This window comes from Streptomyces sp. NPDC060205 (assembly GCF_042728395.1).
Lineage (GTDB): Bacteria > Actinomycetota > Actinomycetes > Streptomycetales > Streptomycetaceae > Streptomyces.
The window spans coordinates 1-26,266 of the sequence record NZ_JBHWZP010000015.1 but is presented as its reverse complement, the minus strand read 5'-3'; the positions used below and the strand labels follow the sequence as shown (position 1 = coordinate 26,266).

At 72.0% G+C, this 26,266-nt stretch carries 17 protein-coding genes and 2 pseudogenes; 10 read left to right on the top strand and 9 right to left on the bottom strand.

What is annotated here, in order from left to right; translation table 11 throughout:
• Positions 1–98 precede the first annotated feature (98 nt).
• The 3 genes and pseudogenes from ACFWGJ_RS04620 to ACFWGJ_RS04610 form a co-directional block, all read left to right on the top strand.
• Positions 99–977 carry a hypothetical protein gene (locus ACFWGJ_RS04620; RefSeq protein ID WP_387320984.1) on the top strand — a complete coding sequence of 293 codons (879 nt, stop codon included), beginning with the start codon at positions 99–101 and terminating at the stop codon, positions 975–977.
• Between the two features lie 67 nt (positions 978–1,044).
• Positions 1,045–3,774 (top strand): annotated as a pseudogene (locus ACFWGJ_RS04615) (hypothetical protein); the annotation flags it as partial.
• Between the two features lie 121 nt (positions 3,775–3,895).
• Positions 3,896–5,851: pseudogene (locus ACFWGJ_RS04610) on the top strand (hypothetical protein); the annotation flags it as partial.
• Positions 5,852–5,997: 146 nt separating this feature from the next.
• On the opposite strand, the gene ACFWGJ_RS04605 reads toward ACFWGJ_RS04610, so the two are convergent.
• The 8 genes from ACFWGJ_RS04605 to ACFWGJ_RS04570 all read right to left on the bottom strand — a co-directional run bounded on the left by ACFWGJ_RS04605 (position 5,998) and on the right by ACFWGJ_RS04570 (position 18,316).
• Complete coding sequence (locus tag ACFWGJ_RS04605) at positions 5,998–7,551, bottom strand: GMC family oxidoreductase (RefSeq protein ID WP_387320983.1); 1,554 nt, start codon at positions 7,549–7,551, stop codon at positions 5,998–6,000.
• 90 nt (positions 7,552–7,641) lie between these two features.
• Positions 7,642–9,249 (bottom strand): APC family permease, encoded by a 1,608-nt coding sequence (locus ACFWGJ_RS04600; protein WP_387320982.1) that lies wholly within the window; start codon positions 9,247–9,249, stop codon positions 7,642–7,644.
• Positions 9,250–9,432: 183 nt separating this feature from the next.
• A complete protein-coding gene (locus ACFWGJ_RS04595; protein WP_387320981.1) occupies positions 9,433–10,899 on the bottom strand; it encodes an aldehyde dehydrogenase family protein in 1,467 nt (488 codons plus the stop codon).
• The gene (locus ACFWGJ_RS04590) at positions 10,841–12,043 is read right to left on the bottom strand and encodes an aromatic ring-hydroxylating dioxygenase subunit alpha (protein ID WP_387320979.1); all 1,203 of its coding nucleotides are present in this window, start codon (positions 12,041–12,043) and stop codon (positions 10,841–10,843) included. Before ACFWGJ_RS04590 ends, ACFWGJ_RS04595 begins: the two co-directional genes overlap by 59 nt.
• A gap of 11 nt (positions 12,044–12,054) precedes the next feature.
• Positions 12,055–13,209, bottom strand: a complete 1,155-nt coding sequence (solA, locus tag ACFWGJ_RS04585; RefSeq protein WP_387320978.1) for an N-methyl-L-tryptophan oxidase — start codon at positions 13,207–13,209, stop codon at positions 12,055–12,057.
• Positions 13,210–13,384: 175 nt separating this feature from the next.
• Positions 13,385–15,901, bottom strand: coding sequence for an FAD-dependent oxidoreductase (locus ACFWGJ_RS04580; RefSeq protein WP_387320976.1), 2,517 nt, complete (start codon positions 15,899–15,901; stop codon positions 13,385–13,387).
• Positions 15,898–16,983 (bottom strand): S-(hydroxymethyl)mycothiol dehydrogenase, encoded by a 1,086-nt coding sequence (locus ACFWGJ_RS04575; protein WP_387320974.1) that lies wholly within the window; start codon positions 16,981–16,983, stop codon positions 15,898–15,900. The genes ACFWGJ_RS04580 and ACFWGJ_RS04575 overlap by 4 nt, the downstream gene beginning before the upstream one ends.
• A 514-nt stretch (positions 16,984–17,497) precedes the next feature.
• A complete protein-coding gene (locus ACFWGJ_RS04570; RefSeq protein WP_328497635.1) occupies positions 17,498–18,316 on the bottom strand; it encodes an IclR family transcriptional regulator in 819 nt (272 codons plus the stop codon).
• A 215-nt stretch (positions 18,317–18,531) separates the two neighbouring features.
• Between ACFWGJ_RS04570 and ACFWGJ_RS04565 the strand changes: the two genes are divergently transcribed.
• From ACFWGJ_RS04565 to ACFWGJ_RS04555, 3 genes are read left to right on the top strand one after another with little or no spacing between them, the layout of a single operon-like run.
• Positions 18,532–18,852, top strand: a complete 321-nt coding sequence (locus tag ACFWGJ_RS04565; protein ID WP_384812145.1) for a bifunctional 3-phenylpropionate/cinnamic acid dioxygenase ferredoxin subunit — start codon at positions 18,532–18,534, stop codon at positions 18,850–18,852.
• Positions 18,849–19,265, top strand: a complete 417-nt coding sequence (locus ACFWGJ_RS04560; protein WP_387320972.1) for a hypothetical protein — start codon at positions 18,849–18,851, stop codon at positions 19,263–19,265. The genes ACFWGJ_RS04565 and ACFWGJ_RS04560 overlap by 4 nt, the downstream gene beginning before the upstream one ends.
• Complete coding sequence (locus tag ACFWGJ_RS04555; RefSeq protein ID WP_387320970.1) at positions 19,262–20,443, top strand: NAD(P)/FAD-dependent oxidoreductase; 1,182 nt, start codon at positions 19,262–19,264, stop codon at positions 20,441–20,443. The genes ACFWGJ_RS04560 and ACFWGJ_RS04555 overlap by 4 nt, the downstream gene beginning before the upstream one ends.
• A gap of 33 nt (positions 20,444–20,476) precedes the next feature.
• Here ACFWGJ_RS04555 and ACFWGJ_RS04550 read toward each other — a convergent pair whose 3' ends face one another.
• Complete coding sequence (locus ACFWGJ_RS04550) at positions 20,477–20,992, bottom strand: hypothetical protein (RefSeq protein WP_387321031.1); 516 nt, start codon at positions 20,990–20,992, stop codon at positions 20,477–20,479.
• Positions 20,993–21,695: 703 nt separating this feature from the next.
• On the opposite strand from ACFWGJ_RS04550, the gene ACFWGJ_RS04545 reads away from it, so the two are divergent.
• From ACFWGJ_RS04545 to ACFWGJ_RS04530, 4 genes are all read left to right on the top strand, one after another.
• Positions 21,696–24,707, top strand: coding sequence for a nitrate- and nitrite sensing domain-containing protein (locus tag ACFWGJ_RS04545; protein ID WP_387320968.1), 3,012 nt, complete (start codon positions 21,696–21,698; stop codon positions 24,705–24,707).
• Positions 24,704–25,144 (top strand): roadblock/LC7 domain-containing protein, encoded by a 441-nt coding sequence (locus tag ACFWGJ_RS04540; RefSeq protein ID WP_387320967.1) that lies wholly within the window; start codon positions 24,704–24,706, stop codon positions 25,142–25,144. Before ACFWGJ_RS04545 ends, ACFWGJ_RS04540 begins: the two co-directional genes overlap by 4 nt.
• 9 nt (positions 25,145–25,153) lie before the next feature.
• The gene (locus tag ACFWGJ_RS04535; RefSeq protein WP_107019590.1) at positions 25,154–25,549 is read left to right on the top strand and encodes a DUF742 domain-containing protein; all 396 of its coding nucleotides are present in this window, start codon (positions 25,154–25,156) and stop codon (positions 25,547–25,549) included.
• 61 nt (positions 25,550–25,610) lie between these two features.
• A complete protein-coding gene (locus ACFWGJ_RS04530; protein ID WP_387320966.1) occupies positions 25,611–26,216 on the top strand; it encodes an ATP/GTP-binding protein in 606 nt (201 codons plus the stop codon).
• The last annotated feature ends 50 nt before the right edge of the window (positions 26,217–26,266 follow it).

The following is a 26,266-nucleotide window of genomic DNA, read 5'->3' as shown; positions in this document are numbered from 1 at the left end:
GTGGCCGGTCGCGCAGTTCCCCGCGCCCCTGAGCGGGCGCCCGACCTGGGCCCCGACAGGCACAGGGGTCGCGTTTTCCGTAGCAAGGAGTGGCAGTCGTGAGTGAGCAGGTCGAGTGGAGTGAGGCGGAGACGGTCGCCGCGGCGGTGAGCGCCCCCGTCACCCCTGCCGACACCGCGGACGCGGCACGGCTCGTGGCCTTCGGGCTGCAGCCCAAGACACAGCCCGCGCGGGACCAGGAGTACGCCGAACTGCTGCGGCGCTACCGCGAGGATCCCCCCTTCGCGCGGCTCGCCGACGCCGTGGCCACCGGGCTCGGGCTCGTCGTCCTTGAGGTGTCCCCGCGGGCCGGCATGGCCGTGACCGCCGCCGAGGACTCGGTGTTCGCCGTGCGCATGGGCGACTACGCGCGACGGGCGTCCGCCGACTCGGGCGACCGCTTCCTGCACGGCCTCGCCCACCTCGCCGTCGCCGCCCTGGCCTTTCCGAGACCCGAGGACCTCGCGGACGACGGATACATCGGCCGCGTCTCGGTCAACGGCGTCGACGCGTTCGTACGGCAGGCCTGCCGGCGTCTGGAGGAGCGGGCCGAGGAGCAGGGGGAGAACACCGATCCGGCCACGGACGCCCCGGGACTTGAGGCCGCCTGGCGGATCTGGGCCCGGCGCAGCTCCGCCGGGGCCACCAAGGACGCCCGCAGACTGGCCGGTTCCACCACCGGCATCGTCGGCAAGGCCGCCGCGTTCCTCACCGACTCCGGGTTCCTGCAGCGCACCGGGGACGACGCCGGGGGCACGTACCGCACCACCGCCCGCTATCAGCTCCAGGTGCGGGACATGGCGGGCAGCGCCGCCCTGGCCGAGCTGCTGGAGCTGGGGGTCGTGCCGGTGACCGACGGCACCGCGAGCCTGATGCCCGCCGAGGACACCGACGATCTGGAGCTGGCCGCCGACGCCGGGCTGCCGTTTCACTCGTAACCGGACCAGACCCTTCGACGCCCTCCCGTCACATCCCCCACACCCCTCACGACCACGAGAGTCCGCCATGTACGAGCTGTCCCGGGTCCGCCTCTACTCCATCGGGCCGGCCGGTGCGCGCTACGCCGACACCGTGCTGGACCTGCGCGGAGTCGGCGCGGTCGTGCCCGACCCCGCGCCCACGCAGGCGGAGTTCTTCGAGGAGGAGCCCGTCGGGCCGCCGCGCCGCCCCGCGCCCGCCGGTGTGCTCTTCCTGGAGAACGGCGGCGGCAAGTCCGTACTCCTCAAGCTGATCTTCTCGGTGATGCTGCCCGGCCACCGCAACACCCTGGGCGGCGCCAGCTCCGGTGTGCTGCGCAAGTTCCTGCTCGCGGACGACTGCGGGCACGTGGCGCTGGAGTGGCAGCACACCCTCACCGGGGAGTGCGTCGTCGTCGGAAAGGTCAGCGAGTGGCGCGGACGGCAGGTCTCCAACGACCCGCGGAAGTTCGCCGAGGCCTGGTACTCCTTCCGGCCCGGACCCGGGCTGAGCCTGGACAACCTGCCGGTCGCCGAGGCCACCGCCGTCCGGCCGCCCGTCGAGGGCGCCTCGGGCGCGCAGGGCCGGCGGCGCACCATGAAGGGCTTCCGGGACGCGCTCACCGAGGCCGGCAAGGCGTACCCGCACCTCGAAGTGCACTGGGAGGAGATCCACGACCGGTGGATCGAACACCTCGGTGACCTGGGCCTCGACCCCGAACTCTTCCGCTACCAGCGTGAGATGAACGCCGACGAGGGCGAGGCCGCCGGTCTCTTCGCCGTCAAGAAGGACTCCGACTTCACCGACCTGCTGCTGCGCGCGGTCACCGACACCCGGGACACCGACGGCCTGGCCGACCTGGTGGGCGGATTCGGCAACAAGCTGGGACGACGGGCCGAACTGATCGCCGAGCGGGAGTTCACCGCCGGGTCCGTGGACCTGCTCGGACGGATCGTCGAGGCCGCCGGGGCGCGCTCCCACGCGCGCGACATCCACACGGCCGCCGAGCGGCGTACGCGCACGCTGGCCAGGCGGCTGTCCGCGCGCGCCGTGCTGGAGCGGGGCCGCACCGGCGATCTCGCCCAGCAGGTCACCACCGCCGCCCACCGCGTCACCGAGGCGGAGGGCTCCCGGGAGCGCAGTGCGCTGATCGCGGCCGAACTGGCCTACCGGCACGCCTCGCTGGCGCTCGCCGCGGCCGAGAAGGGCGCCGCCGCACAGAAGAAGGAACTCGCCGACGCGCGCACCCTGCACTCCGCGTGGCAGGCGGCGGAAGCCGTGCTGCGCCACCGCGCGGCGGCCGACCGCTCCACCCGGGTGGCCGCCGCGATCCTGGAGGCCGAGCGGGACGCCGCCCCCGCCCTCGCCGCCCGGGCCAAGGCCGCCGTCGACCTCGTACGCGCGCTGCACGCCGCTGCCGAAGGGGCCGAATCGCTCGCCAACGAGCAGGAGGAGCGGTCCAGTTCGCTCCAGGAGGTCGGGGAGGCCGCCCACCGGGACGCGACGTCCGCCGCCACCGAGGCACAGCGCGCCCGCAGCGAGGTCGGCCATCTGCGCCAGCGTCTCGGCGAGGTCGAGCAGGAGACCGCAGAGGCCGTGCGGGCCGGCTGGCTCGACGACACCGCCCCCGACGCCGACCCGGCCCGCGCCGCGCTCGCCGCCAGCGACGCCGAGAAGACGGCCGTGGCCGCCTGGGACACCGCGCGCGAGGCGTCCCGCCGCACCGCGGACCAGGCCCGGGAGGCCGCGTCCGCCGAGTCCCGGGCCGAGCTGACGGCGGCCCGCGCGGCCGACGCGGCGACGGCGGCCGAGCACGCGTACGACGCGGAACGGCGGATCGCCCAGGCCCTGGCGGGCGAGGAGCGGCTCACCGAACTGCTCGGCCTGCCGGGAGCCTCCGGCGGTCCGGGCGGCTCCGGACGCCCGTCGCTGCCGGGGCCCCGGCACCCGGCCGCCCCGGACGCGAGCGCCGACGGCAGGGGGATCACCACCACGGCGGGCTCGGACGGCCCCGAGGCCGACGGCTCTCTCACCCCCCAGCAGCTGGACCACTACGCCGACGAACTGCGGCAGCTCCTCGACGACACCGTCACCTCCGCCGAACGACAGCTCTTCGAGCTGCGGACCGCCGCGGCCGACGACTCCCGGATCCTCGGCGCGCTCGGTGACGGCGGGCTGCTGCCGCCCGGCCCCGACGTCCTCGCCACCGTGGAGTACCTGGGCGAGCACGGCATCCCCGCGCTGCCCGGCTGGCGCTACCTCGCGCAGGCCGTCGACCCCGTCGACCACGCGCGCGTGCTCGCCGCCCGGCCCGAACTGGTCGACGGCGTGATCATCACGGACCCCGACACCCACGCCCGGGCCCGCGAGGCCCTAACCGACGCCGCGCTGCTCCCGCGCTCCACGGTGGCCGTCGGCACGGCCGCCGCGCTGCTCGCGCCGACCCCGGCCCCCGGCGCGGGTGGGGACGACGTCTTCCTCGTACCGCCGAACCCGGCCATGCACGACGAGCACGCCGCCGACGAGGAGCGGCAGGCGCTGCGCAGGCGCGCGGCCGAGCGGGACGACGAGATCCGCGAGTCGGCCGCCCGGCTCGCCAAGGACCGGGAGCTCGCCGCCCGGCTCGCCTCCTGGCGCACGGGCTGCCCGGCGGGGCGGCTCACCGAACTGGCCACGGCGGCTCGTGACGCGCGCACCTTCGCCGAGGAGGCCGAGGCCGAGCTGTCCGAGGCACGCGCTGTGCGGACCGAGGCCGACGAGGCGGCGGCCGAGGCGGCCCCCCGCCCGCCCCCGGCCGCCTGGTCCGGGCCCCCCCCCCCCGCGGCCCCCCGCCCCCCCCCACCGGGCCCCCCCGGGGGGGCCCCCCGCCCCGGCCGGCGCCGCGGCCGAGGCGGCCCTCGTACGGGACGAGCGGCAGGAGGCCGCCCAGCGGGCCCGGCGCGCCGCCGACGCGCTCGCCGGACTCGCCTTCCGGCTGCGCGAGCGCGCCGGCTGGCAGGTCAAGGTACGGGAACTCGCCGACGACGCCGCCGAGTCGGAGGCCCGCGCCCAGGCCTGTCTGGAGCGGGCCCGCGCCGCCGACGAGGACCGGCGCGGCACCCAGCGCGCCGCCGACGACGCCCGGCGCACAGCCCGCGCCCTGCGCGCCGAGCGCGCGGAGATCGCGGGCGCCCCCGACGAGCTGCCGGAGGAGGAGCCGGGAGCCGCGAAATCGTCGCTGCCCGCCCTCCGCGAGGCCTACCGGGCCGCCTCCCAGCTGTACGAGAAGGTCGGCGTCGGCGCCGACCTGCGCGCCGAGCAGGCGCGGGCCGAGAGCGACGAGAGCGCCGCGCTCACCGAGCTGAACCGGCTCACCAACAAGGTGCGCACCCGGGCCGCCCAGCTCCTGGAGTCCACCGACGGCTCCGACGGACCGTCCCGGCAGGCGGCCGTGGCCCGCGCCGAGGAACTGGTCCAAATCCTCGAAGGCCGGGTGTCGACCGCGAGCGAACAGCTCGGCCGGCTGCGCGGCGAGGCCGAGCGGCACGCACCCGAGGAGGCCGACGCCCACACCGAGCTGCCCGACGACCTCGTGCCCCGCGACGCCGAGCACGCGCAGAGCCTGCTGCGCACCGCCACCGGCGAACTCGCCTCCCGCACCGACGCGTTGAGTCAGGCGCGCGCCGCGCACACCGAACTGCTCGACGCCCACCACGCCGCCGAGGACGCGGCCGGCGGCTTCGACGAGACGGCCGCCCTCCTCCGGGACCTCCTGCGGGAGCACGCGGACGACGAGCAGGAGGAGCCCGAGCCCTACCCCGGCACGCTCGAAGAGGCCAGGCAGTCCGCCGCCGAGACCCGCCGCTCCCTGCGCGGCTGCGCGGCCGACCTCTCCGCCGCCGAGGCGGCCGTGCGCGAGGCGAGCGACATCCTCGTACGGCACGCCAACTCCACGCGCTACGAGCAGGTGCGCACGCCCGCGCGCCAGCAGATCCGGGAGCTGCCCGCGTCCGCACTGCCCGAGCACGCGCAGAAGTGGGCGGACGCCTTCGCGCCCCGACTGCGCGTCCTCACCGACGAGTTGGCGCAGCTGGAGCGCAACCGCGACTCGATCGTGGACCGGCTGCGCGGCCTCGTCGAGTCCGCGCTCGCCACCCTGCGGTCGGCCCAGCGGCTGTCCCGGCTGCCCGAAGGGCTGGGGGAGTGGTCGGGACAGGAGTTCCTGCGGATCCGCTTCGAGGAGCCCGACCAGGCCACGCTCGCCGAGCGCCTCGGCGAGGTCGTCGACGAGGCCACCAGGGCGGCCGTCAAGAAGAACTCCGACCTGCGCCGCGACGGGATGTCCCTGCTGCTCAGAGGGGTGGCCGCGGCGCTCCAGCCGAAGGGCGTCGCCGTCGAGATCCTCAAGCCCGACGCCGTACTGCGCGCCGAGCGCGTCCCCGTCGGGCAGATGGGCGACGTGTTCTCCGGCGGCCAGCTGCTCACCGCCGCCATCGCGCTGTACTGCACGATGGCGGCCCTGCGCTCGAACGACCGCGGCCGGGACAAGCACCGCCACGCCGGCACGCTGTTCCTGGACAACCCCATCGGGCGCGCCAACGCGACGTACCTGCTGGAGCTGCAGCGGGCCGTCTCCGATGCGCTCGGCGTCCAGCTCCTGTACACGACAGGCCTGTTCGACACGACCGCGCTCGCGGAGTTCCCGCTGGTCATCCGCCTGCGCAACGACGCGGACCTGAGGGCGGGGCTGAAGTACATCAGCGTGGAGGAACACCTCCGGCCGGGGCTCCCGCGGGAGGTTCCGGCGGGGGAGGCCGCCCACACGGAGATCACTGCGACCCGCATGTACAAGCGGCCCGCGCCGGCGGCCCCGTAGGGGCGCCCTTTAGGGGCGCGGGGAACTGCGCGGCCAGCCACGACGTACCCGCAGGGACCCGTAACCGCGCGGTGGTGGGGAACTGGCGGCCCGGTGGGGGCCGGTCGCGCAGTTCCCCGCGCCCCTAAAGGGGCCCCTGACGGGGCCTAGAGGGCGTCCTCTTTCAGAAGATCGGCGCACTTTTCGCCGATCATCATCGTCGTGACGCATGGATTCACGCTCACAAGATCCGGCATCACCGACCCGTCCGCGACCCGCAGCCGCTCCACCCCCTTGACCCGCAACCGCGGGTCCAGCGGGGCGGAAGCGTCCCCCTCCGTTCCCATCTTCACCGTGCACGACGGGTGGTAGACGGTGTTGTGGGTCTTGTGGATGTAGTCGAGCAGCTCGTCGTCCGTGCGGACGTCAGGACCCGGGGCCAGCTCGGCCCCGGCCCACCCGCTCAGCGCGGGCTGCGCGGCGATCCGCCGGGCCAGCTTCAGCCCGTACGTCATGACGCGCACGTCGTGCTCGTGCGTGAAGTACCGCGGATCGACCCTCGGCTTGTCCCGGTAGTCGCGGGTCCGCAGCCGCACCGTGCCGCGCGACTTCGCACGGGTGACGTTCGGCGTGAGACAGAACGCGTTCTCGGAGGTCGGATAGCCCCACCGGGCGGTGTTCATGTCGAACGGCACCGACCCGTAGTGGAACATCAGGTCGGGCCGGTCGAGACCCGGTTCGGTGTCGTAGAAGATGCCCGCCTCCCACCACTGGCTTGAGGTGGTCGTCATGGGCTGCTTGGCGTCCCACATGATGACGCCCTCGGGATGGTCCTGGAGGTTCTCGCCCACGCCGGCCGCGTCCACCACCACGTCGACGCCGACCTCGCGCAGATGTCCGGCGGGCCCGATGCCCGACAGCATCAGCAGTTTCGCGCTGTCGATCGAGCCGCAGGACACGATCACCTCGCGCCTGGCCCGTACCGTCCGGGTGTGGATCAGGTCGGGGTCCAGGTACTCGGCGCCCACGCAGCGCCGCCCGTCGAGCACGAGCTTCTTGGCGCGCACCCCGGTCCGTACGTCGAGGTTGGGGCGCTTGCCGAGGATCGGGTGCAGATACGCGACCGACGAGGACTGCCGGATGTTGTTCTCGTCGGAGTTGATCTGGAACCAGTTGGCGCCCCGGACGACGGTCCTGCCCGAGTTGAAGGGCGTCGTCGGGATGCCCTCCTGGGCGCAGGCCTCCAGCAGCGCCGTACCGCACGGGTCGTCGCTCTTGAGCGTCCGCAGCTTCACCGGGCCGGTGCGGCCGTGGTGCTCCCCGGGGGCGTCGTTGTTCTCCAGCCGTTGGTAGAGCGGGAAGAGCTCGGCCGCACTCCACCCCGTACAGCCCGCGGCGGCCCAGTCGTCCAGGTCCTCGGCCGGTGCCCAGAAAGCGATACAGGAATTGTGCGAGGAGCAGCCGCCGAGGACCCTGGCGCGGGCATGCCGCATGAAGCTGTTGCCGCTGGCCTGCGGTTCGACCGGATAGTCCCAGTCGTAGCCGGACTCCAGCAGCCCCATCCAGCGCTCCAGCTTCATGACGGCGTCGTCGCCGACGTCACTGGGACCGGCCTCCAGGACGCAGACCGTGACGGCCGGGTCCCCGGAGAGCCGGGCCGCGACCACATTGCCCGCGGTACCCCCGCCCACCACGACATAGTCGAACTCGTCTGTCTGCATGGTGAGTTGACCTCCTTGTAGTCCTGACAGTCCTGGAGCCCTTGCGATTCTTGAGGATTCGCGGTCGTCGGTCGTCGGGTGCGGGGGGCGTCAGTCTGCCGTGGGCGTGGCCGCCGGAGACGCGGGCGGCAGCGGGGTGTCGGCCGCTTTGTACTGGTGCTCCGCGAGCACCCCCGTGCGATGCCGCTGCACGAACCAGTAGTAGGCGAAGCCGCCACCCATCACGATGCCGACGAACAGGACGGCACCCCACCGCAGATACCAGTGGTACGGGGCGGACGCGTTGTAGACCGCGGCGCGCGGCCAGATCAGGTTGATCATCATGGCCGCGCCCCACACCACGGCGACGATGTTGACGGGCAGTCCCCAGCGGCCGAGCGAGAACCGGCCCCCTTCGGCGGGCTGCCATGCGCCGCGCAGCCTGGCCACCAGCATGGGCCCGGTGACCAGCAGATACGCGAGATAGATCAGGATGATGCCGATACTGGTGACCACGGTGAAGATCTGCGGCTGGCGGATGTTGACCACCAGGATCGCCAGCGCCAGGATCCCGATGATCACGGCGGGCACGATCGGGGTCTGGAAACGCGGATGGACCTTGGCCAGCTTGGCGGAGGCGGGCAGGTTGTTGTCCCGCGCCATCGCGAAGGCCAGCCGGATCGCCGCGGTGTGCACGGCCAGGGCGCACACGGTGACCGCGATGAACACGCACCACAGCATGGCCTTGCCCGCGTCCTCACCGAGCACGTCGAGGACGACGTACTGCAGACCGTCCGTGGAGAGCCGGTCGCCCTTCAGACTGGACACGCTCATCAGCGCGAGCAGCAGGACGAGTCCGCCGAGGACGAACGAGGCGACGATGGCACGGATGATCGCACGCGGCGCGTTGCGCGAGGGGTCCAGGGACTCCTCGCCGAGGGAGGCGGCCGTGTCGAAGCCGTACATCACGTACGCGGACGCCAGCGACGCGACGAGGAACGCGCCGAAGTAGCCGCCGGGCTGGCCCGCGCCCGTGCCGTTCGTCTCCAGCACGACCCCCGGGCCACGGGTGATGTGCACGGCGAACAGCACGATGAGGACGACGGTGGCGATCAGTTCGATGAAGACGCCGGCCGTGTTGATCCGGGCCATCAGCTTCACACCGAGGGCGTTCACCAGCGTGGTGAAGATGATCAGGACGGAGGCCAGCAGTACGGCGTTGGTGGCGACGTCGTACTTGCCCGTGCCGTCGCCCACGAACTGGAAGGCGGAGGAGATCTGCGGGAGTGTCAGCTGGTAGGCGAGGGCCACGGCCGCGATCGAGACGACCGAGGCGATCAGCATGGTCCAGCCGGCCAGCCAGCCTATGTGCGGATTGCCTATCTTCTTGGACCAGTTGTAGACGGAACCGGCCACGGGATAGCGGGCGGCGAGTTCCGCGAAACAGAGCGCGACCATGAACTGGCCGATGAAGACCATGGGCCAGGACCACCAGTAGGCGGGTCCGCCACTGCCGTAGCCGAAGTAGAACAGCTGGAAGGTGCCGGTGAGGATGGAGATGTAGCTGATACCGGCGGCGAAGGTGTGGAAGTTGCCGAGCGTGCGCTTGAGCTCGGGCTTGTAGCCGAACTCGTTGAGTTCGGAGTCGTCGTGGCCGTGCTGGTCGTGGTGACCGTGCGGACCGGCTGGTTGCTCCGATGGTTGCTCGGTGGTGGTCATGAGCGGCCTCCTGGGAAGGGGGAGTTCTCCCGGGCGGGAGGGGAGTGCGGCTCGTGCGGGGTCGTCGGTGAAGACTGGATCTTATGGCGCCGGCGGCCGGATCCGTACGGTGAAGTGCGGTGGATTTCGCGCTTGTTGTCGGCAGGCCCCCGAGTCACCCGCAGCGGGGACCGCGGGGTCCGGTCATGAGAACCAGCCCTGTGGACTGGGATTCGTGGTCCGCCAGATGTGCTTGGTCTCGCGGTACTCGGCGAGGCCCGCGGGTCCGAGTTCCCGCCCGAACCCGGACTGCTTGTACCCTCCCCACTCCGCCTGCGGGACGTACGGGTGGTAGTCGTTGATCCAGATCGTTCCGATGCGCAGCGCCGACGCGACGCGCTGGGCCTTCGCCTCGTCCGACGTGAAGATGCCGCCGGCCAGTCCGTAGATCGTGGCGTTGGCCAGCCGTACCGCCTCCGCCTCGTCGGTGAACCGCTCCACGGTCAGGACCGGCCCGAAGGACTCCTCCTGGACCACGGACATCCCGCCGGAGCACTCGTCGAGCACCGTCGGCGGGTAGTAGAAGCCCTCCGGATGCGGGGGCTCGGCCGGCCGCCCCCCTCCGCAGCGCAGGACGGCCCCCTCCTCCAGTCCCTTGGCCACGTACGCCTCGACCTTCGCCCGGTGGGCCGCCGAGATCAGCGGACCGGTCTGCGCCCGCTCGTCGAACGGCCCGCCCAGCCTGATCTGCCGGGCCCTGCGGACGACCTCGTCGACGAAACGGTCGTGCAGGGAGTCCTCCACCAGCAGCCGCGCCCCGGCCGAGCAGACCTGCCCGGAATGCAGGAAGACGGCGGTCAGCGCCATGTCGACGGCCGTCTCGAAGTCGGCGTCGGCGAAGACGATGTTCGGGTTCTTGCCGCCCAGTTCGAGGGCGACCTTCTTCACCGTTCCGGCCGCCGCGGCCATGAGCCGGCGGCCGGTCTGCAGGCCGCCGGTGAAGGAGACGAGGTCCACGTCCGGATGGTCGCCCAGCGGAGCGCCCGCCTCCGGACCGGCGCCGAGAATCAGGTTCGCCACCCCGGCGGGCAGCCCGGCCTCCTCCAGGAGACGCATCAGATGGATCGCGGTGTGCGGGGTCAGCTCGCTCGGCTTGAGGACGAACGTGTTGCCCGCGGCCAGCGCCGGGGCGACCTTCCACGCCGTCTGGAGCAGCGGATAGTTCCAGGGGGTGATCAGCGCGCACACCCCGACCGGTTCGTGTACGACCCGGCTGTCGACACCCTCCGTGCCCGTCTCCACGACCCGGCCGGACTCACTGGCGACGAGTCGTCCGAAGTAGCGGAAGCAGTTCTCGATGTCGTCGATGTCGTACTCGCTCTCCACCAGGCGTTTGCCGGTGTCGAGGGACTCCGCGCGGGCGAGTGCGGTCTTGTCGCGGGCGAGCAGGTCGGCGACGCGCAGCAGCAGATCGCCGCGTTCGTTCGCCGGGGTCCGCGGCCAGGGGCCCTCGTCGAAGGCGCGGCGCGCGGCGGCGATCGCGTCGGCGGTGTCCTCGCCGCCCGCCTCGTCGACGACGGCCACGAGCGATCCGTCGGCCGGACAGCGGATCTCACGCGTGCGTTTCTCCCGCGCGCCCGTCCAGGTGCCGCCGATGTAGAGATCCGCCATCCCTGCCTCCCAGCATGCCTATGAGCCACTCGTGGAACATCCCGATGTGGTGCTCGGTGGGCACCAGCACCCCGCCCCTGCGGTAGGCGCGGGACGCCATGGCGGGCTGCGTTCGCTCGCACGCCTCGAAGTCCTGGGCGTTGACCCGGTGGAAGAGTTCCACGGACCTCGACACGTCGGCGCCCGACTCGACGACCTCGGGGGCGTAGAGCCAGTCGCACTCCACGATCGTCCGGTCCTCGGCGAGGGGGAACATGCGGTGCAGGATGACATGGTCGGGGACGAGATTGATGAACACAGTGGGTTTGACCGTTATCGCATAGTAACGACGGTCCTGATCCTCCGCGACCTCGGGCAGCCTGCCGAATCCCTCGCCGCCGTCGACCGTGAATCCCTTGACCCCGTCGCCGAACTCGGCGCCGTGGCCCACGTAGTACTGGGCGGCGTAACCGTCCGCGAACTCCGGCAGCACCTCGGTGAGTTCGGGGTGGATGGTCGCGCAGTGGTAGCACTCCATGAAGTTCTCGACGATCAGTTTCCAGTTCGCCCGCACGTCGTAGGTGATGCGTTTGCCGAGGGCGAGATTCTCCGTGCCGTAGTGCTCGATGGCCGCCGCGTTCCCGAGCCGTTCGACGGCCGCGCCCATCACCGTCTCCTCGAAGGACGGCGGCTCGTCGGCCAGGCACACCCAGGCGTACCCGAGCCACTCCCGCAGCGCGACCGTGATCAGGCCGTACTCCGTACGGTCGACGTCCGGCATCCTCACCAGGTTCGGCGCCGCGATCAGCTTCCCGTCCAGGCCGTACGTCCAGGCGTGGTACGGGCACTGGAGGTTGCGCCGGACCTCGCCGGCCTCCTCGGTGCAGAGCCTGGCCCCGCGGTGCCGGCAGATGTTGAGGAAGGCCCGCAGCTCACCGGTACGGGACCGGGTGACCAGGACGTTCTCGCGGCCCACCTGGACCGTACGGAACGCCCCGGGTTTGGCCAGGTCGGCGGCGCGGACCGCGCAGAACCACATCGACTCGAAGAGGTGCTCCTGCTCCTGCCGGAAGATCTCCGGATCGGTGTAGTAGTGCCCCGGAAGTGTGCTGATCAGGCTCGGGGGCAGCTGGGCGGGGACGGGGGTCAGGGGGGTCGTCGACACGAGCGTGCTCCTCAGGCGGGCGCGGCGGCGAGGCGGTGGGGGTCGAACAGGCCGATGGGGTGACCGGTGGTCCCCGTCAGGGCCAGATCGGCGAGGATCTCGCCGACGACCGGCACGAACTTGAAGCCATGGCCGGAGAAACCGCAGGCCACGGTCACGGACTCGGGATGCGCGGGATGCCGGGCGATGACGAAGTGCTCGTCCGGAGTGTTGGAGTACATGCAGGTGGCGGCCTTGAGGAAGGTGCCGGGCAGATCGGGGATGCAGCGGGCCATATGGTCCGCCATCGCCCGGATCTCGTCCTCGTGGACCGTGCGGTCGATGGTCTCCGGCGTGCAGATCTGTCCCTTGCGGAAGAACGCGACCTTGGCGCCCAGCTCCGGCCCGTCGATGGACGGGAAGCCGTACACCTGGACGTCGTCCGCGTCCTCCCAGATGTAGATCGGGTGGTTCCGGGGGAGGAAGGGCCGGACCCCGCCCCGGGGCTGGAACCAGTACATGACCTGCCGTTCGATGGTGAACGGCACCCCGAGGTCGGTGAGCAGCTGCGGCGCCCACGCGCCCGGGCAGATCACCAACTGGCCCGCCGTGTACGTGTTCTCGGCCGTGTGCACGCGTACACCGTCCCGGTACGGCTCCCAGCGGGTCATCGGCTCGTCGAAGTGCAGGTCGGCGCCCTGCCGGGTGGCGAGCTGCAGATGGGCCGCGACCATGTTCTCGGGGCGGACCAGGCCTGCCTTCTCCTCGAAGAGCCCGACCTCGTCGTCCTGCGGAGCGAGGGTGGGGAAGCGGCGGCGGATCTCGGCCGCGTCGAGCATCTCGTGCGGCAGGTCCCACTGGAGCGCCGAACGCAGCGAGCCTGACACGGTCAGCGAATCGGGCCGGCCGATCATCACACCGCCGCACAGGGTGGCGATGTCCCGCCCGGTGGCCCGCTCGACGTCCTCGTACAGCTCGTAGGAACGCAGCAGCAGGGGCACGTACGCCGGATCCTCGAAGTAGGACTGCCGGGTGATCCGCGACCCACCGTGACTGGACCCACGGTTGTGGACGGGCCCGAACTTCTCAAGCCCGAGCACCCGCGCACCACGCGAGGACAGGTGATGAGCGGCGGCACTACCCATACCGCCAAGACCGATGACGACGACGTCGTAACTGGGGGACACGGGGACCTCCGTCTATGGCACGGGTTGCATTTCCAGGGGCGCGGGGAACGGCGCAATCTTTTGCTTTTAGGGGCGCGGGGCCGTATCGATATGCGGCTCCGCCGCAGGGCGCGACCAGCCCCCACGGACCCGCAGGCCGTCCCACGGTCCCTCCCCTCTTCCCCCCGGGGGGGACTCACCGGCGAATACGGCTCATCTTCGGATCGAAGATCGGCTCATCGACGACAGTCGCCGCAACCTTCTCCCCGAAGTACTCGACAGACACCCCCGCCCCCACGGGCAACTCCGGCAACCAGGCGTAAGCCACACACCGCCCCACGGAGTACCCGTACGCCGCACTCGTGACGTACCCCGCCGCGGAACCGTCGACGTACACGGGCTCCTTGCCGAGCACCACGGCCGACGGATCGTCGAGCAACAACGGCGTGAGCCGCCGCAGAGACCGACGCCCGCCGTGCCCGCCGCGACCCTCCAGCGCCCTCATGCCCAGGAACTCCCCCTTGTCCAGCCGGACGGCGAACCCCACCCCCGCCTCGTACGGATCGTGCTCGTCGGTCATGTCGACACCCCACGCCCGGTACCCCTTCTCCAGCCGCAGGCTGTTGAAGGCGGAACGCCCGGCCGCGATCACGCCGTGCTCCCGGCCCGCCTCCCAGAGCGTGTCCCAGAGGCGGAGCCCCAGGTCGGCGCTGGTGTACAGCTCCCAGCCCAGCTCACCGACGTAGCTCAACCGCATGGCGGTGACCGGGACATGCCCGATGTACGTCTCCTTGGCGCGGAAGTAGCCGAAGCCCTCGTGCGAGAAGTCGTCGCGGGTGAGCGGCTGTACGAGCGCGCGGGCGAGCGGCCCCCAGACGCCGACGCAGCACGTACCGGACGTGATGTCCCGGATGTGGACGCCGTCGGGGGCGTGCCTGGTCAACCAGTCCAGGTCCGCGGGGGAGTTGGCGCCCACCTGGAAGCGGTCCGGGCCGAGGCGCGCGACGGTGAGGTCGGAGCGGATGCCACCGGTCTCGTCCAGGAGCAGCGTGTAGGTGACCGCGCCGGGCTTCTTGCGGAGGTTGTTGGTGGTCATGCCGTGCAGGAATTCGAGGGCGCCGGGTCCGGTGACTTCGAGGCGGCGCAGGGGAGTCATGTCGTAGAGCGCGACCTTCTCGCGGGTCGCCCGCGCCTCGGCCGCCGCGACGGGCGACCAGTACCGCGCCGACCAGGCGTCCCGCGCGGGCACGTCAAGGCCGGCGGCGAGCGGCGCGTTCGCCTCGTACCAGTGCGGGCGCTCCCAGCCGCCGCCCTCCAGGAAGTACGCGCCCAGTTCCTGCTGGCGGGCGTGGAAGGGGCTGACCCGAAGAGGCCGCGGCCGTTCCATCGGCTGGAGCGGATGCAGGACGTCGTACACCTCGACGAACTGCTGCGAGCCGCGCTCCCTGATGTACGCGGGTGAGCGCTGGGCCTCCTCGAAGCGCGTGAGGTCGCACTCGTGGGCGTCGATCCCGGGGCGGCCGTCGGTCATCCACTCGGCCACGGCCTTGGCGACACCGGCCGAGTGGGTCACCCAGACGGCCTCCGCCAGCCAGAAGCCCCGCAGCGCACGCGATTCGCCGAGGACCGGCATGCCGTCCGGGGTGAAGGAGAAGACGCCGTTGAAGCCCTCCTCGATCTCGCTCCCGCGCAGCGCGGGCAGCAGCCGGCGGCAGTCGTCCCAGCTCGGCGCCCAGTCCTCCTCGGTGAAGGGGAACGACGACGGCATCTCCAGGCCGCCGGCGCGCGCCTCGTCGTAGCCGAGAACCGCGAAGGGGTCCACGGGGAGCGGCCGGTGGGCGTAACTGCCGATGCCGATGCGGTCACCGTGCTCACGGAAGTAGAGGTCGCGGTCCTGGAAACGGAGGATGGGCCGCGACGCCTCCGCGACTGCCTGCGGCCCTGTGCCCGCCCCGGCCAGTTCGGGCAGGGGCTTCGTCCGCGCGTACTGGTGGGCGAGCGGCTGCAGAGGTACGTCGACTCCGGCCATGCGGCCGATCACCGGCCCCCAGAACCCGGCCGCCGAGACGACGTGGTCGGCGGGGAAGACGCCCTGGTCGGTGACGACGGCGGTGATCCTGCCGTCCTCCTGCTCGATCCCGGTGACGGTGTGCCGGTCCAGGAAGCGGGCGCCGCGGCCCACGGCCCGTTCCATCTGGGCGCGGGCGGCGAGCAGGGCGCGGGCCAGGCCGTCGTCGGGGGTGTGGAATCCGCCGAGGACCGCCGACTCGTCGATCAGCGGCCAGAGTTCCTTGCAGCGGGCCGCGCTCACGATCTCGCCGCGTACGCCCCAGGAGGCGGCGTAACCGGCCCTGCGGTGCAGCTCGGCGAGGCGCTCGGGGGTCGTCGCGAGCTCCAGGCCGCCCACCTGGTTGAAGCAGGAGACGCCGTCCACTTCGAGGGAGTTGAATTTCTCGACCGTGTAGCGGGCGAAGGCCGTGAGGGTCTTGGACGGACTGGTCTGGAAGACGAGGCCCGGCGCGTGGGAGGTGGAGCCGCCGGGAGCGGGGAGCGGCCCCTGTTCCAGGACGGTGACGTCGGTCCAGCCGCGGGCGGTCAGCTCGTCCGCGAGGGAGCAGCCGACGATGCCGGCGCCCACGACGACCACGCGGGGCGCGACGACCGTATGGGGCGCGACGACCGGACGGCTGCTGTCGGACTCGTGGCCGCTCACAGGACCACCACCGAGCGCAGCACCTCACCGCGGTGCATGGTCGACAGGGCCTCCTCGACCTGGTCGAGCGTGATGGTCTCCGAGACGAACGCGCCGAGGTCGAGGAGCCCGTAGAGGTACTGGTCGATGAGGAACGGGAAGTCGCGGCTCGGCAGACAGTCGCCGTACCAGGAGGACTTGATCGCGCCGCCCCGGGAGAACACGTCGATCAGCGGCAGTTCTATCTTCATCTCCGGGGTCGGGACGCCGACCTGCACCAGCAGCCCCGCGTGATCGCGCATGTAGAAGGCCTGCTCGAAGGTCTCCGGGCGGCCCACGGCGTCGATGGCGATGTCGACCCCGAAGCCGTCGGTGAGGGCGCGTACCGCCTCGACCGGGTCGGTGCCGCGGGAGTTGACCGTGTGGGTGGCGCCGAACCGCTCCGCCCGGTCGAGCTTCTTGTCGTCGATGTCGACGGCGATGACCTTCATGGCGCCGTTGAGGCAGGCGCCCGCGATGGCCGCGTCGCCGACACCGCCGCAGCCGATCACGGCGACCGTGTCACCGCGCCCCACGTTGCCGGTGTTCACCGCCGCGCCGTACCCGGCCATCACCCCGCAGCCGACCAGGCCGGCGGCCTCGGGGCGGGCCGCGGGGTTGATCTTCACGGCCTGGCCCGCGGCGACCAGTGTCTTCTCGGCGAAGGCACCGATACCGAGCGCGTTGGTGAGCGGGGTGCCGTCGAGGAGGGTCATCGGCTGGGTGGCGTTGCGCGAATCGAAGCAGTACCAGGGGCGGCCCCGGCGGCAGGAGCGACAGGAACCGCAGGGGGCCCGCCAGGCGAGGACCACGTAGTCGCCGGTCCTGAGGTCGGTGACGCCCTCGCCGACCGCCTCGATCGTGCCGGCCGCCTCGTGGCCCAGCAGGAACGGGAAGTCGTCGCTGATCGCGCCCTCGCGATAGTGCAGATCCGTGTGGCAGACCCCGCAGGCCTGCACGGTGACGAGCACCTCGCCAGGACCGGGATCGGGGACGACGATCGTCCGCACCTCGACGGGTGCGCCCTTCTTCACAGCGACTACGGCACGGACCTCGTATGGCACGACCTAGCTCCTCTGCTGTTGCGCAATGCACTATGGGTTGCGCTATGGGGAACATAGTGAGAACGCCTCCAGGGGGCCGTCAAGAGGTACGGGTTAACCCTTGGCAAAAGGAACCGGCGCCCCGAAATGTGTCCGACACACGCGGGCGCGGGGGCCGGTGTGCCAGCACCCCCGCCCGGTTTCGCCCCCTGGTGGGCGGCGCGGGCCCGGGACGCACGAAGCCCCCCGTCCCGGTAGGGGCGGCGGCCGAACCCCCGCCCCCCCAGGCCGCCGTCCGGCTCGTTCCCGTGACCGGTTCCGTGCCGGTACGAGTTCGGTGCCCGGCTCGGTTCCGTGGCCGGTTCCGGGTCCGTACGAGTCCGGTGCCCGGCTCGGTTCCGTGGCCGGTTCCGGGTCCGTACGAGTCCGGTGCCCGGCTCGGTTCCGTGGCCGGTTCCGGACCCGTACGAGTCCGGTGTCCGACTCCGTACCGTGGCCGGTCACGGGTCCGCCGGCGTGGGTGCCTCCGCTTCCGTCAGAAGCCGTACCCCATCCGGCGCGAGAGGTCGGCCGCGGCGGCGACCGTGCGCTTGGCGAGTTCCGGCAGCCGGTCCGGCTCCAGCCGGTACACCGGCCCGGAGACGCTGATCGCGCCGATCACCTTGCCGTCGTGCGCGCGCACCGGCGAGGCCGTGGCGGCCAGCCCCAGCTCCAGTTCCTCCAGCGCGAACGCGTACCCCTGCTCGACCACGGCCTCCAGCTCGGCGCGCAGCGCGGCCGTCCCGGTGATCGTGCGCTCGGTGAAGCGCGGCAGGGTCCTGGCCAGCAGCCCTTCGCGGAGGGTCGGCGGCAGGTGGGCCAGCAGGACCTTGCCGCTTGAGGTGGCGTGCAGGGGAGTGCGTCTGCCCAGCCAGTTCTGCGCGGTGACCGACGCGGCGCCACGGGCCTGCATGATGTTGACCGCCGCGTTGTCGTCCAGGACCGCGATGTTCACGGTCTCGCCCAGCTCGTCCGCGAGTTCGCGGCAGACGGGCACCCCCTCCTGCGAGATGTCGAGACGCACTGCCGCCGCCCCCGCCAGGCGTAGTACGCCGGCCCCCAGGAAATACTTGCCGCGGTCCTTCGCCTGGGCGACGAGGCCGCGGTTCTCCAGCACGCCGAGGAGCCGGAAGGCCGTGGACTTGTGCACCTCCAGCTCGTCGGCGATCTCGGTGACGCCCGCCTCGCCGAGCCTGGCGAGGATCTCCAGCACGCTCACCGCGCGGTCCACCGACTGGACGGCGCTCCCCGCGCCTCTGCTCTGCTTCTCCGGTGTCTCCCCTGTGCGGTCAGCCTGCTTCTGAGTGCGGGTCATAGCTCAACTCTCACCACCTGGCGGCCCGGTTTGAGCCGCATCTGCCGGAAGCCCTTGACGCGACGGGCATCCCGCGCGGATTCTGTTGCGCATAGCGCTCCCTCGTGCGCCATACGAAACATCATGTTACCGAAGAGTCCGTGACCGGGAAGGTCTCGGACCAGACCGGACCTGTGAGGACCAGGACCGTGGGTCCTGGACCGAGAGGGGGGCCCGTGATTCCCGTCTGCCGCCTTGATGACCTCCCCGCGGGCGAATCCGTCCGTGTCGACACCATGCCGCCCATCGCCGTGTTCAACGCCGACGGCGAGCTGTACGCCATCGACGACACCTGCACCCATCAGGACGCGTCGCTCTCCGAGGGGTGGCTGGAGGGCTGTCTGGTCGAATGCCCCTTGCACGCCGCCTCGTTCGATCTCCGCACGGGACTGCCGACGTGCCTGCCCGCGCGCCGCGCCGTCCGCACCCACCGCGTCACCGTCGACGACGGCGTCATCCATGTCCACGTGGCGGCGAAGGAGGACACGGCGGCATGACGATCCCCCGTGCGAGGGCCACGACAGCGCGCCCCTCCGCGCCCCACCTTTTCATGCGCCCCACCCGGCACACCGCCAAGAGGCCCGTGCGCCTCCCGGCGCGGGGCGGGGCACGCCCCGGTATCTGGGCCGAGCACGACACCGGTGCGACGCCCGCCGCGCATGCCGTCACGGTGGCCCTCGCTCCCGATCCCGCGGGATCCGACCCCACGGCATCCGACCCCATGGGATCCGACCCCACGGGATCCGATCCCACGGGATCCGGCGCCGAGCCGGTGACGGCGTCCGCCGGGCACGGCGGCGGGTCGGTCGCGGACCGGGCCGAGTGCGGCAGAGGAACACCCGGCCGCAGGGCACCGGTTCGCACGAGCCCACCATCCGCGCCCGCCGTCCGGAAGGAGCCGGCCGTATGAGGACCGTCATCGTCGTCGGGGCCTCGCTCTCCGGGCTGTACGCGGCCCGTGAGCTGCGTGCCCAGGGGTTCGACGGGCGGTTGGTGGTCGTCGGGGACGAACCGCACCGCCCCTACGACCGCCCGCCCCTGTCCAAGGACTTCCTCACCGGCCGGTCCGGCGAGGACGGCCTGGCCCTCAGCGACACCGAGGAGATCACCGAACTCGACGCCGAGTGGCTGCTCGGCACCCGCGCCCGCGGCCTCGACACCCGAGGCCGCACCGTCCTGCTGGACGACGGCCGCACCGTCTCCGGCGACGGAGTCGTCATCGCCACGGGAGCTGCCGCGCGCCGGCTGCCGGGGCCCGGACTCGCCGGAGTCCACACCCTGCGCACCCTCGACGACGCCCGCGCCCTGCGCGCCGAACTCACCGCGGGCGACCGCCGTGTCGTCGTGATCGGCGGAGGCTTCATCGGCGCCGAGACCGCGTCCTCGTGCGCAGCACTCGGCCACGACGTCACCGTCGTGGAAGCGGCTCCGCTGCCGCTGGTGCCCCAACTCGGTCCCGAGATGGCCGCGGTGTGCGCGGCGCTGCATCGGCGCGGGGGCGTCGACCTGGTCACGGGCACGGGCGTCGCCGCACTGCGCGGTCGCGGCGCGGTCACCGGGGTGGAACTCTCCGACGGCCGTCTCCTCCCCGCCGATGTCGTGATCGTCGGCATCGGCGCCGTCCCCAACACCGACTGGCTGGCGGGCTCGCCGCTCGCGCTGCACGACGGCGTGCTGTGCGACGACGGCTGTGCGACGGCTCTGCCGCAGGTGGTCGCCGTCGGAGACGTGGCCCGCGTCGGCGGAATCCGCGCCGAACACTGGACCAGCGCCACCGAGCAGCCCCGGATCGCCGTGCGCAACCTGCTGGCCGGGTACACCGCGGAGACCCTGCGCCCGCTGCCCTACTTCTGGTCCGACCAGTACGGGGCGCGGATTCAGTTCGCCGGACGGCGGCTCGACACCGACACCGTCCGTATCGCGGAGGGCACGCTCACCGACGGGGCACCGGGCGAGGACGGCCTGCTCGCGCTGTACGAGCGCGAGGGCCGCACGACCGCGGTGCTGTCCGTGGACCGCCCCCGCCCCTTCATGCGGGCCCGGCGCGAACTGGGCCGCGGGGCGGGCGCGATGGAAACGGTGTCCTAGTGGCGGAGCCGGTGTCCTGGGTCATGTGGCGTGTCAGGAGTGCGACAACTGCCCCGCGCCGCCGCCCCGACGGCGTATCCGCTCCTTGGTCCGCTCCGCGGACCGCTCCTGACGACGGATCTTGCGCCGCTCGCGGCGCAGGGCCCGGGCGGTGCTGCTCGGCTCCGACACCACGCCGTAGCGCTGGTTCCACACCTGGCGCGTGACCCACACGTCCAGCGCGCCCCACGTGGCCACCACCGTGCTCGCCACGCTGCTCAGCACCATGGGGAACGCGAGCCAGGAACCGGCCAGCGTGCACAGGAAGGCGACCATCGCCTGGATCAGCGTGACGGCGATGATGATGACGGCGCGCACCGCGGACGTACGCACGGGATCGGGCAGCCTGCGCCTGTTCGCGGGCTCCTCGACCCACAAGGGCCGGTAGTACGCCTGCTCTTCGGCCTCCGTGACGTACTGCTCGCCAGCCTCCGGCACCCGGTCGTCCCCGCTCCTCGCGAAGGGCCTCGCCCCGGCTTCCGTCACAGCCCCCGTCCCGCTCTCCGTCACCGTCCTCGTGCCCGTCCGAGCGGCGGACACGGCCTCTGCCTCCGACACAGCCCTCGCCTCCGTCACGGGCGCGGTCCCGGCCCCCGCGGCAATGGCGGAAGCCCACCTGGCCTCCGCCACACGGTCCGCTTCCGCCGCCGCGCGGTTCATCGCCGCGAGATCCGCCGCTATGTCGGCCGGAATGTCCCGACGCGGGATCTGTGACCCCCGCTCCGCCTCCGCGATCGTCGTGGCGCCCGTCCCGGGTGCCCCGTACCGCTCCGCCGTGCCCATCAACCTGTCACTCCCCACCGCCTGACAGCCGCTCGCTCCGGTGTCACGAGACTCCGGCTCCCCATCGGCTGCCCGGCTTGCGCTGTTATACGCCCCCTGGGCGCGGCATCCGGCACCTGCAGCCGATTCCGCCTCCAACTTCCATACAGACAGACGATCGGCGTAAGCCGAAGATTCCCGGCGATCGAAAAATTTCGGCCAAGTGGTCCGCTGAGCGGGCTCGGTCGGGCCTCTTTCCCCGTGTCGGTTTCGGGGAGGCAATCTCCCGCAATGAACGGACAACTGCGGATGTCTCGTTCCGGATACGCGCCGAGTCGACCCGGACAGGCTCGGACAGGCCTTCGAGATACCTGTGTGTCGGTAGTAGGCTCACGCCGTTTGTTGCCGTACATGTGTGCCCCCGGTCCCGGGGGCCGAGCTGGGGGAGGCCATGCGCTTTCGCGGGAAGTCCATCCGCCGGAAGATCGTGGCGCTGCTTCTCGTGCCGCTGCTCTCCCTGACCGGGATCTGGGGCTTCGCCACCGTACTGACGGGCCGCGAGGTCAACCAGCTGTTCGACACGACCTTCATCGTGCAGGAGATCGGCTACCCCACCGAGGACGTCATCAGCGTCCTCCAGGCCGAGCGCCGTCAGACCCTCGTCTACCTCGCGGACCCCCGGGCCTCCGACGCCCTCACCGACCTGCGCCGCAGCCGCACCGCCACCGACGAGGTCGTCTCGAAGATCCGCAGGAACGCCAGGGACTCCGACGTACGGGACGAGATGGGTTCCGACACCACCGAGCGTCTCACCGCGATCCTGGACGCCTTCGACGGCGTCGGGTCGCTGCGCCAGAGCGTCGAGGACAACACCGTCACCCGCGCGCAGGCCCTGGACCTCTACAACCGCCTGGTGGACCCCTGTTACATCCTCCTGGCCAACCTCCAGGTCCTCGACAACGTGGACGTGGACAAGCAGGGCCGCGCCCTCGTCAACATGTCACGCGCCCGTGAACTGCTCGCCCGCGAGGACGCCCTGCTCGGATCCGCCCTCGTCGTCGGCAAGGTGACCCGCGACGAGGCACGCGACATCTCCGACCTCGTCGCCCAGCGCACGATCATGTACGAGAGCAACCTCCCGCAGCTGCCCTCCGCGGAACGCGTCCGCTACGAGCGCTACTGGAAGAACGCCGCCACCGCGCCCCTGCGCGTGGCCGAGCAGTCGGCCCTCGCCTCCGCGCCGGGCACCCCGCGCGGTGTCACCGCGAAGAGCTGGGACGGCCTCGCCGACGGGGTCCTCGACGGCCTCGACAAGTTCAACACCCAGGCGGGCGACCGCTTCCAGGACCGCGTCCGCCCCGTCGCGGTCGGCGTCATCGTCAAGGCCGCCATCGCCGGCGTGCTCGGCCTGGCCGCGGTCCTCATCTCGCTCTTCATGTCCGTACGTATCGGCCGCAGCCTCATCCGCGACCTGCGCCGCCTCCGCCAGGAGGCCCACGAGACCGCCGGCGTCCGGCTGCCCAGCGTGATGCGCCGCCTCTCCGCGGGCGAACAGGTCGACGTCGAGACCGAAGTACCGCGCCTGGAGTACGAGAAGAACGAGATCGGCGAGGTCAGCCAGGCGCTCAACAGCCTCCAGCGGTCCGCCGTCGAGGCCGCGGTGAAGCAGTCCGAACTGCGCAGCGGCGTCTCCGACGTCTTCGTGAACCTCGCCCGCCGCAGCCAGGTCCTGCTGCACAAGCAGCTCACGCTCCTCGACACGATGGAACGCAGGACCGAGGACACCGACGAACTCGCCGACCTCTTCCGCCTCGACCACCTGACGACCCGTATGCGCCGCCACGCGGAAGGCCTGGTGATCCTCTCCGGAGCGGCCCCCTCCAGGCAGTGGCGCAAGCCCGTCCAGCTGATGGACGTCGTACGCGCCGCCGTCGCCGAGGTCGAGGACTACGAGCGCATCGAGGTCCGGCGGCTGCCGCGGATGGCGGTCACCGGATCGGCCGTCGCCGACCTCACCCACCTGGTGGCCGAACTCCTGGAGAACGCCACGGTGTTCTCGCCGCCGCACACGGCCGTACAGGTCCTCGGCGAGCGCGTCGCCAACGGCTTCACCCTGGAGATCCACGACCGCGGCCTCGGAATGGCCGCGGAGGCGCTCCTCGACGCCAATCTCCGGCTCGCCGAGACCCCCGAGTTCGAGCTGTCCGACACCGACCGGCTCGGCCTCTTCGTGGTCAGCCGGCTCGCCCAGCGGCAGAACGTACGCGTCTCCCTGCAGCCGTCCCCGTACGGCGGGACGACCGCGGTGGTCTTCGTGCCCGACGCGCTGCTCTCGGACGACGTGCCCGACACCAACGGCGTCGGGTTCCGGCTCGACCGGGCGGTTCCCTCCAGGAGTGCGAAGAACGAGGCCGAGGAGGGCCGCAGGGCCGCGCTGTCGCAGGTGCCGGTCACGCTGCCCGGCCTGTCGGCGTCGATCCTCGACGGACCGGTCGAACTGGAGGCGCCCGTCGGCCTGGACGCCCTCGAAGGCTTCCCCGGCGCCCTCGACGACGATGACGGCGAACACGGCGGCATCTTCCGCCCGCGCCGTTCCATCGCCGGGACGGCGGCCGACGAGACGCGTGAGCCGCCCCGCGAGCCGTCACCCTCCCCGGAGGACGAGCGGCCCGGTGTCTCGCTGTCCCGCCGCCGCACCCCCAAGCTGGTCAGCTCGCACGGCCGCCCCGTGACCCACGGCAGATCGCGGCGCGACGAGCTGACGGACCGCCCGGACGACGGCGAGGTCACCGAACTGCCCCAGTCGGCGCAGGATCGGACCAGGTCCGAGGAGCGGCCCGAGCGCTCAGGTGTGCTCGAAGAGCTGCCGAAGCGGTCGAGGGGCGCCAGGCGTGGGCCGGGCCGCCGTGACACCGCGGACCCGCTGTCGGCCCGCGGAGGCGAGGCCGACGACTGGCCCACGGGAGCCGGCGACGGCCCGGCGGACCGCGGACGCCGCACGGCCCTCGACCGCGGCGTGGACCGCGGCGGCGAGCCGGGGGGAACGGCGGGCGGAGCGGTCGTGCGCGGACCGGGAGCCGCGGACGGCGGACCGGGTGAGGCCCCGGCCCTGCCGCAGCGGGGATCGCGTCGCGGCGTCGAACCGAACGGCACGCGTCCGGGCACCCCGTCGCCCGGTATCGCGGGCCCCCGCACCGCAGGACCGGCCGGAGGCCCTGCTTCCGGCCTGCCCCGCCGGGTACGGCAGGCCAATCTCGCCCCGCAGCTCAAGGAAGGGCCCGACCTGCGCACCACGCGCGCCCCGGCCCGTACGACGGACCCCTCGGAGCGTGACGCGGACGAAGTACGCAACCGGATGGCCTCGCTCCAGCGTGGTTGGCGGCGTGGGCGCGAGGAGAACGCCGCGGGCGACGAGGCCCAGGACGGCACAGCACCAGGAACGACCAAGGGAGACGGCCGATGACCGCACCGAAGGCCGCCGGCCACATGACGACCACCACGGCGACGGGGGAGCTCAACTGGCTCCTCGACGACCTGGTGGCGCGTGTCGCCAGCATCCGCAAAGCACTCGTGCTCTCCGGAGACGGCCTCCCCACGGGGGTCTCGACCGATCTGACGAGGGAGGACAGCGAACACCTCGCCGCCGTCGCCTCCGGATTCCACAGCCTCGCCAAGGGCGTCGGCCGGCACTTCGACGCGGGCAGCGTCCGGCAGACGGTGGTCGAACTGGACGAGGCGTTCCTGTTCGTCACGGCCGCCGGTGACGGCAGCTGCCTCGCCGTGCTCTCCGACGCCGACTCCGACGTCGGGCAGGTCGCGTACGAGATGACGCTGCTGGTGAAGCGCGTCGGCGCACATCTCGCCGCCGCTCCGCGCACCGAACTGTCCTCGGGCGGGTAGTGAGTCGGCATGAGCGGAGACGGGCAGGAGCTGTCCCACTGGTTCGACGACGAGGCCGGACCGGTGGTCCGTCCGTATGCCATGACACGGGGCCGCACCACCAGCCCGAACCAGCACCGCCTCGACCTGATCGCGGTCGTGGTGACGGAGGAGTACGCCTCCGACCCGGAGGCGGACAACTCCCTGTCCCCGGAACACGTGGACATCGTCGAACTCTGCCGTGACGCCCCCCAGTCGGTCGCGGAACTGGCCGCCGAACTCGACCTGCCCATCGGGGTCGTACGGGTCCTCATCGGCGACCTCGTCGAGGACGAACTGGTCCATGTGACCCGTCCGGTACCCCCAGCGGAGCTGCCGGACGAAAGCATTCTGCGTGACGTGATCAGCGGCCTTCGGGCCCTGTGAACCCCTGGCACAGCGGCAACGAGACACCACCTGAGCGAGCGAGAAGCGAGAGAAGAGACCGATGATCTTCGGGCGCACTGAACGCGGCAAGGCCCCGGTCGAGCCCGTCACTCTCAAGATCCTCGTGGCGGGCGGCTTCGGCGTCGGCAAGACCACCCTGGTCGGCGCCGTCAGCGAGATCAAGCCGCTGCGCACCGAGGAACTGCTGACCGAGGCGGGCCGTCCGGTGGACGACACCAGCGGTGTGGAGGGCAAGCACACCACCACCGTCGCCATGGACTTCGGCCGCATCACGCTGCGCGAGGACCTCGTGCTGTATCTCTTCGGCACCCCCGGCCAGGACCGCTTCTGGTTCCTGTGGGACGAGCTCGCGACCGGCGCCCTGGGGGCGATCGTGCTCGCCGACACCCGCCGCCTGGAGGACTGCTTCGCGGCGGTCGACTACTTCGAGCGGCGCTCCATCCCCTTCGTGGTGGGCGTCAACTGCTTCGAGGGCGCCTCCCGTTACCCCACCGAGGACGTCCGCCAGGCCCTCGACCTGGACGCCGCGGTCCCCGTGGTCCTGTGCGACGCACGCGGCCGGGAGTCGGTCAAGGAGGTCCTCATCGAGGTCGTCCAGCACGCGATGGCGTACGCGGCCGAACGCCGGCACACCGTCACCGGCTGAACCACCCGGAGACCCTGGCCGTGCTTCCACCGCTTTTCGTGCTCCACGCG

Excerpts from the sequence above, each read along its gene's own strand:
- ACFWGJ_RS04545 (WP_387320968.1), top strand. The coding sequence starts at position 21,696 with ATGCGCTTTCGCGGGAAGTCCATCCGCCGGAAGATCGTGGCGCTGCTT.
- ACFWGJ_RS04600 (WP_387320982.1), bottom strand. The coding sequence starts at position 9,249 with ATGACCACCACCGAGCAACCATCGGAGCAACCAGCCGGTCCGCACGGT.
- ACFWGJ_RS04540 (WP_387320967.1), top strand. The coding sequence starts at position 24,704 with ATGACCGCACCGAAGGCCGCCGGCCACATGACGACCACCACGGCGACG.
- ACFWGJ_RS04595 (WP_387320981.1), bottom strand. The coding sequence starts at position 10,899 with ATGGCGGATCTCTACATCGGCGGCACCTGGACGGGCGCGCGGGAGAAA.
- ACFWGJ_RS04570 (WP_328497635.1), bottom strand. The coding sequence starts at position 18,316 with ATGACCCGCACTCAGAAGCAGGCTGACCGCACAGGGGAGACACCGGAG.
- ACFWGJ_RS04560 (WP_387320972.1), top strand. The coding sequence starts at position 18,849 with ATGACGATCCCCCGTGCGAGGGCCACGACAGCGCGCCCCTCCGCGCCC.
- ACFWGJ_RS04530 (WP_387320966.1), top strand. The coding sequence starts at position 25,611 with ATGATCTTCGGGCGCACTGAACGCGGCAAGGCCCCGGTCGAGCCCGTC.
- ACFWGJ_RS04535 (WP_107019590.1), top strand. The coding sequence starts at position 25,154 with ATGAGCGGAGACGGGCAGGAGCTGTCCCACTGGTTCGACGACGAGGCC.
- ACFWGJ_RS04605 (WP_387320983.1), bottom strand. The coding sequence starts at position 7,551 with ATGCAGACAGACGAGTTCGACTATGTCGTGGTGGGCGGGGGTACCGCG.
- ACFWGJ_RS04555 (WP_387320970.1), top strand. The coding sequence starts at position 19,262 with ATGAGGACCGTCATCGTCGTCGGGGCCTCGCTCTCCGGGCTGTACGCG.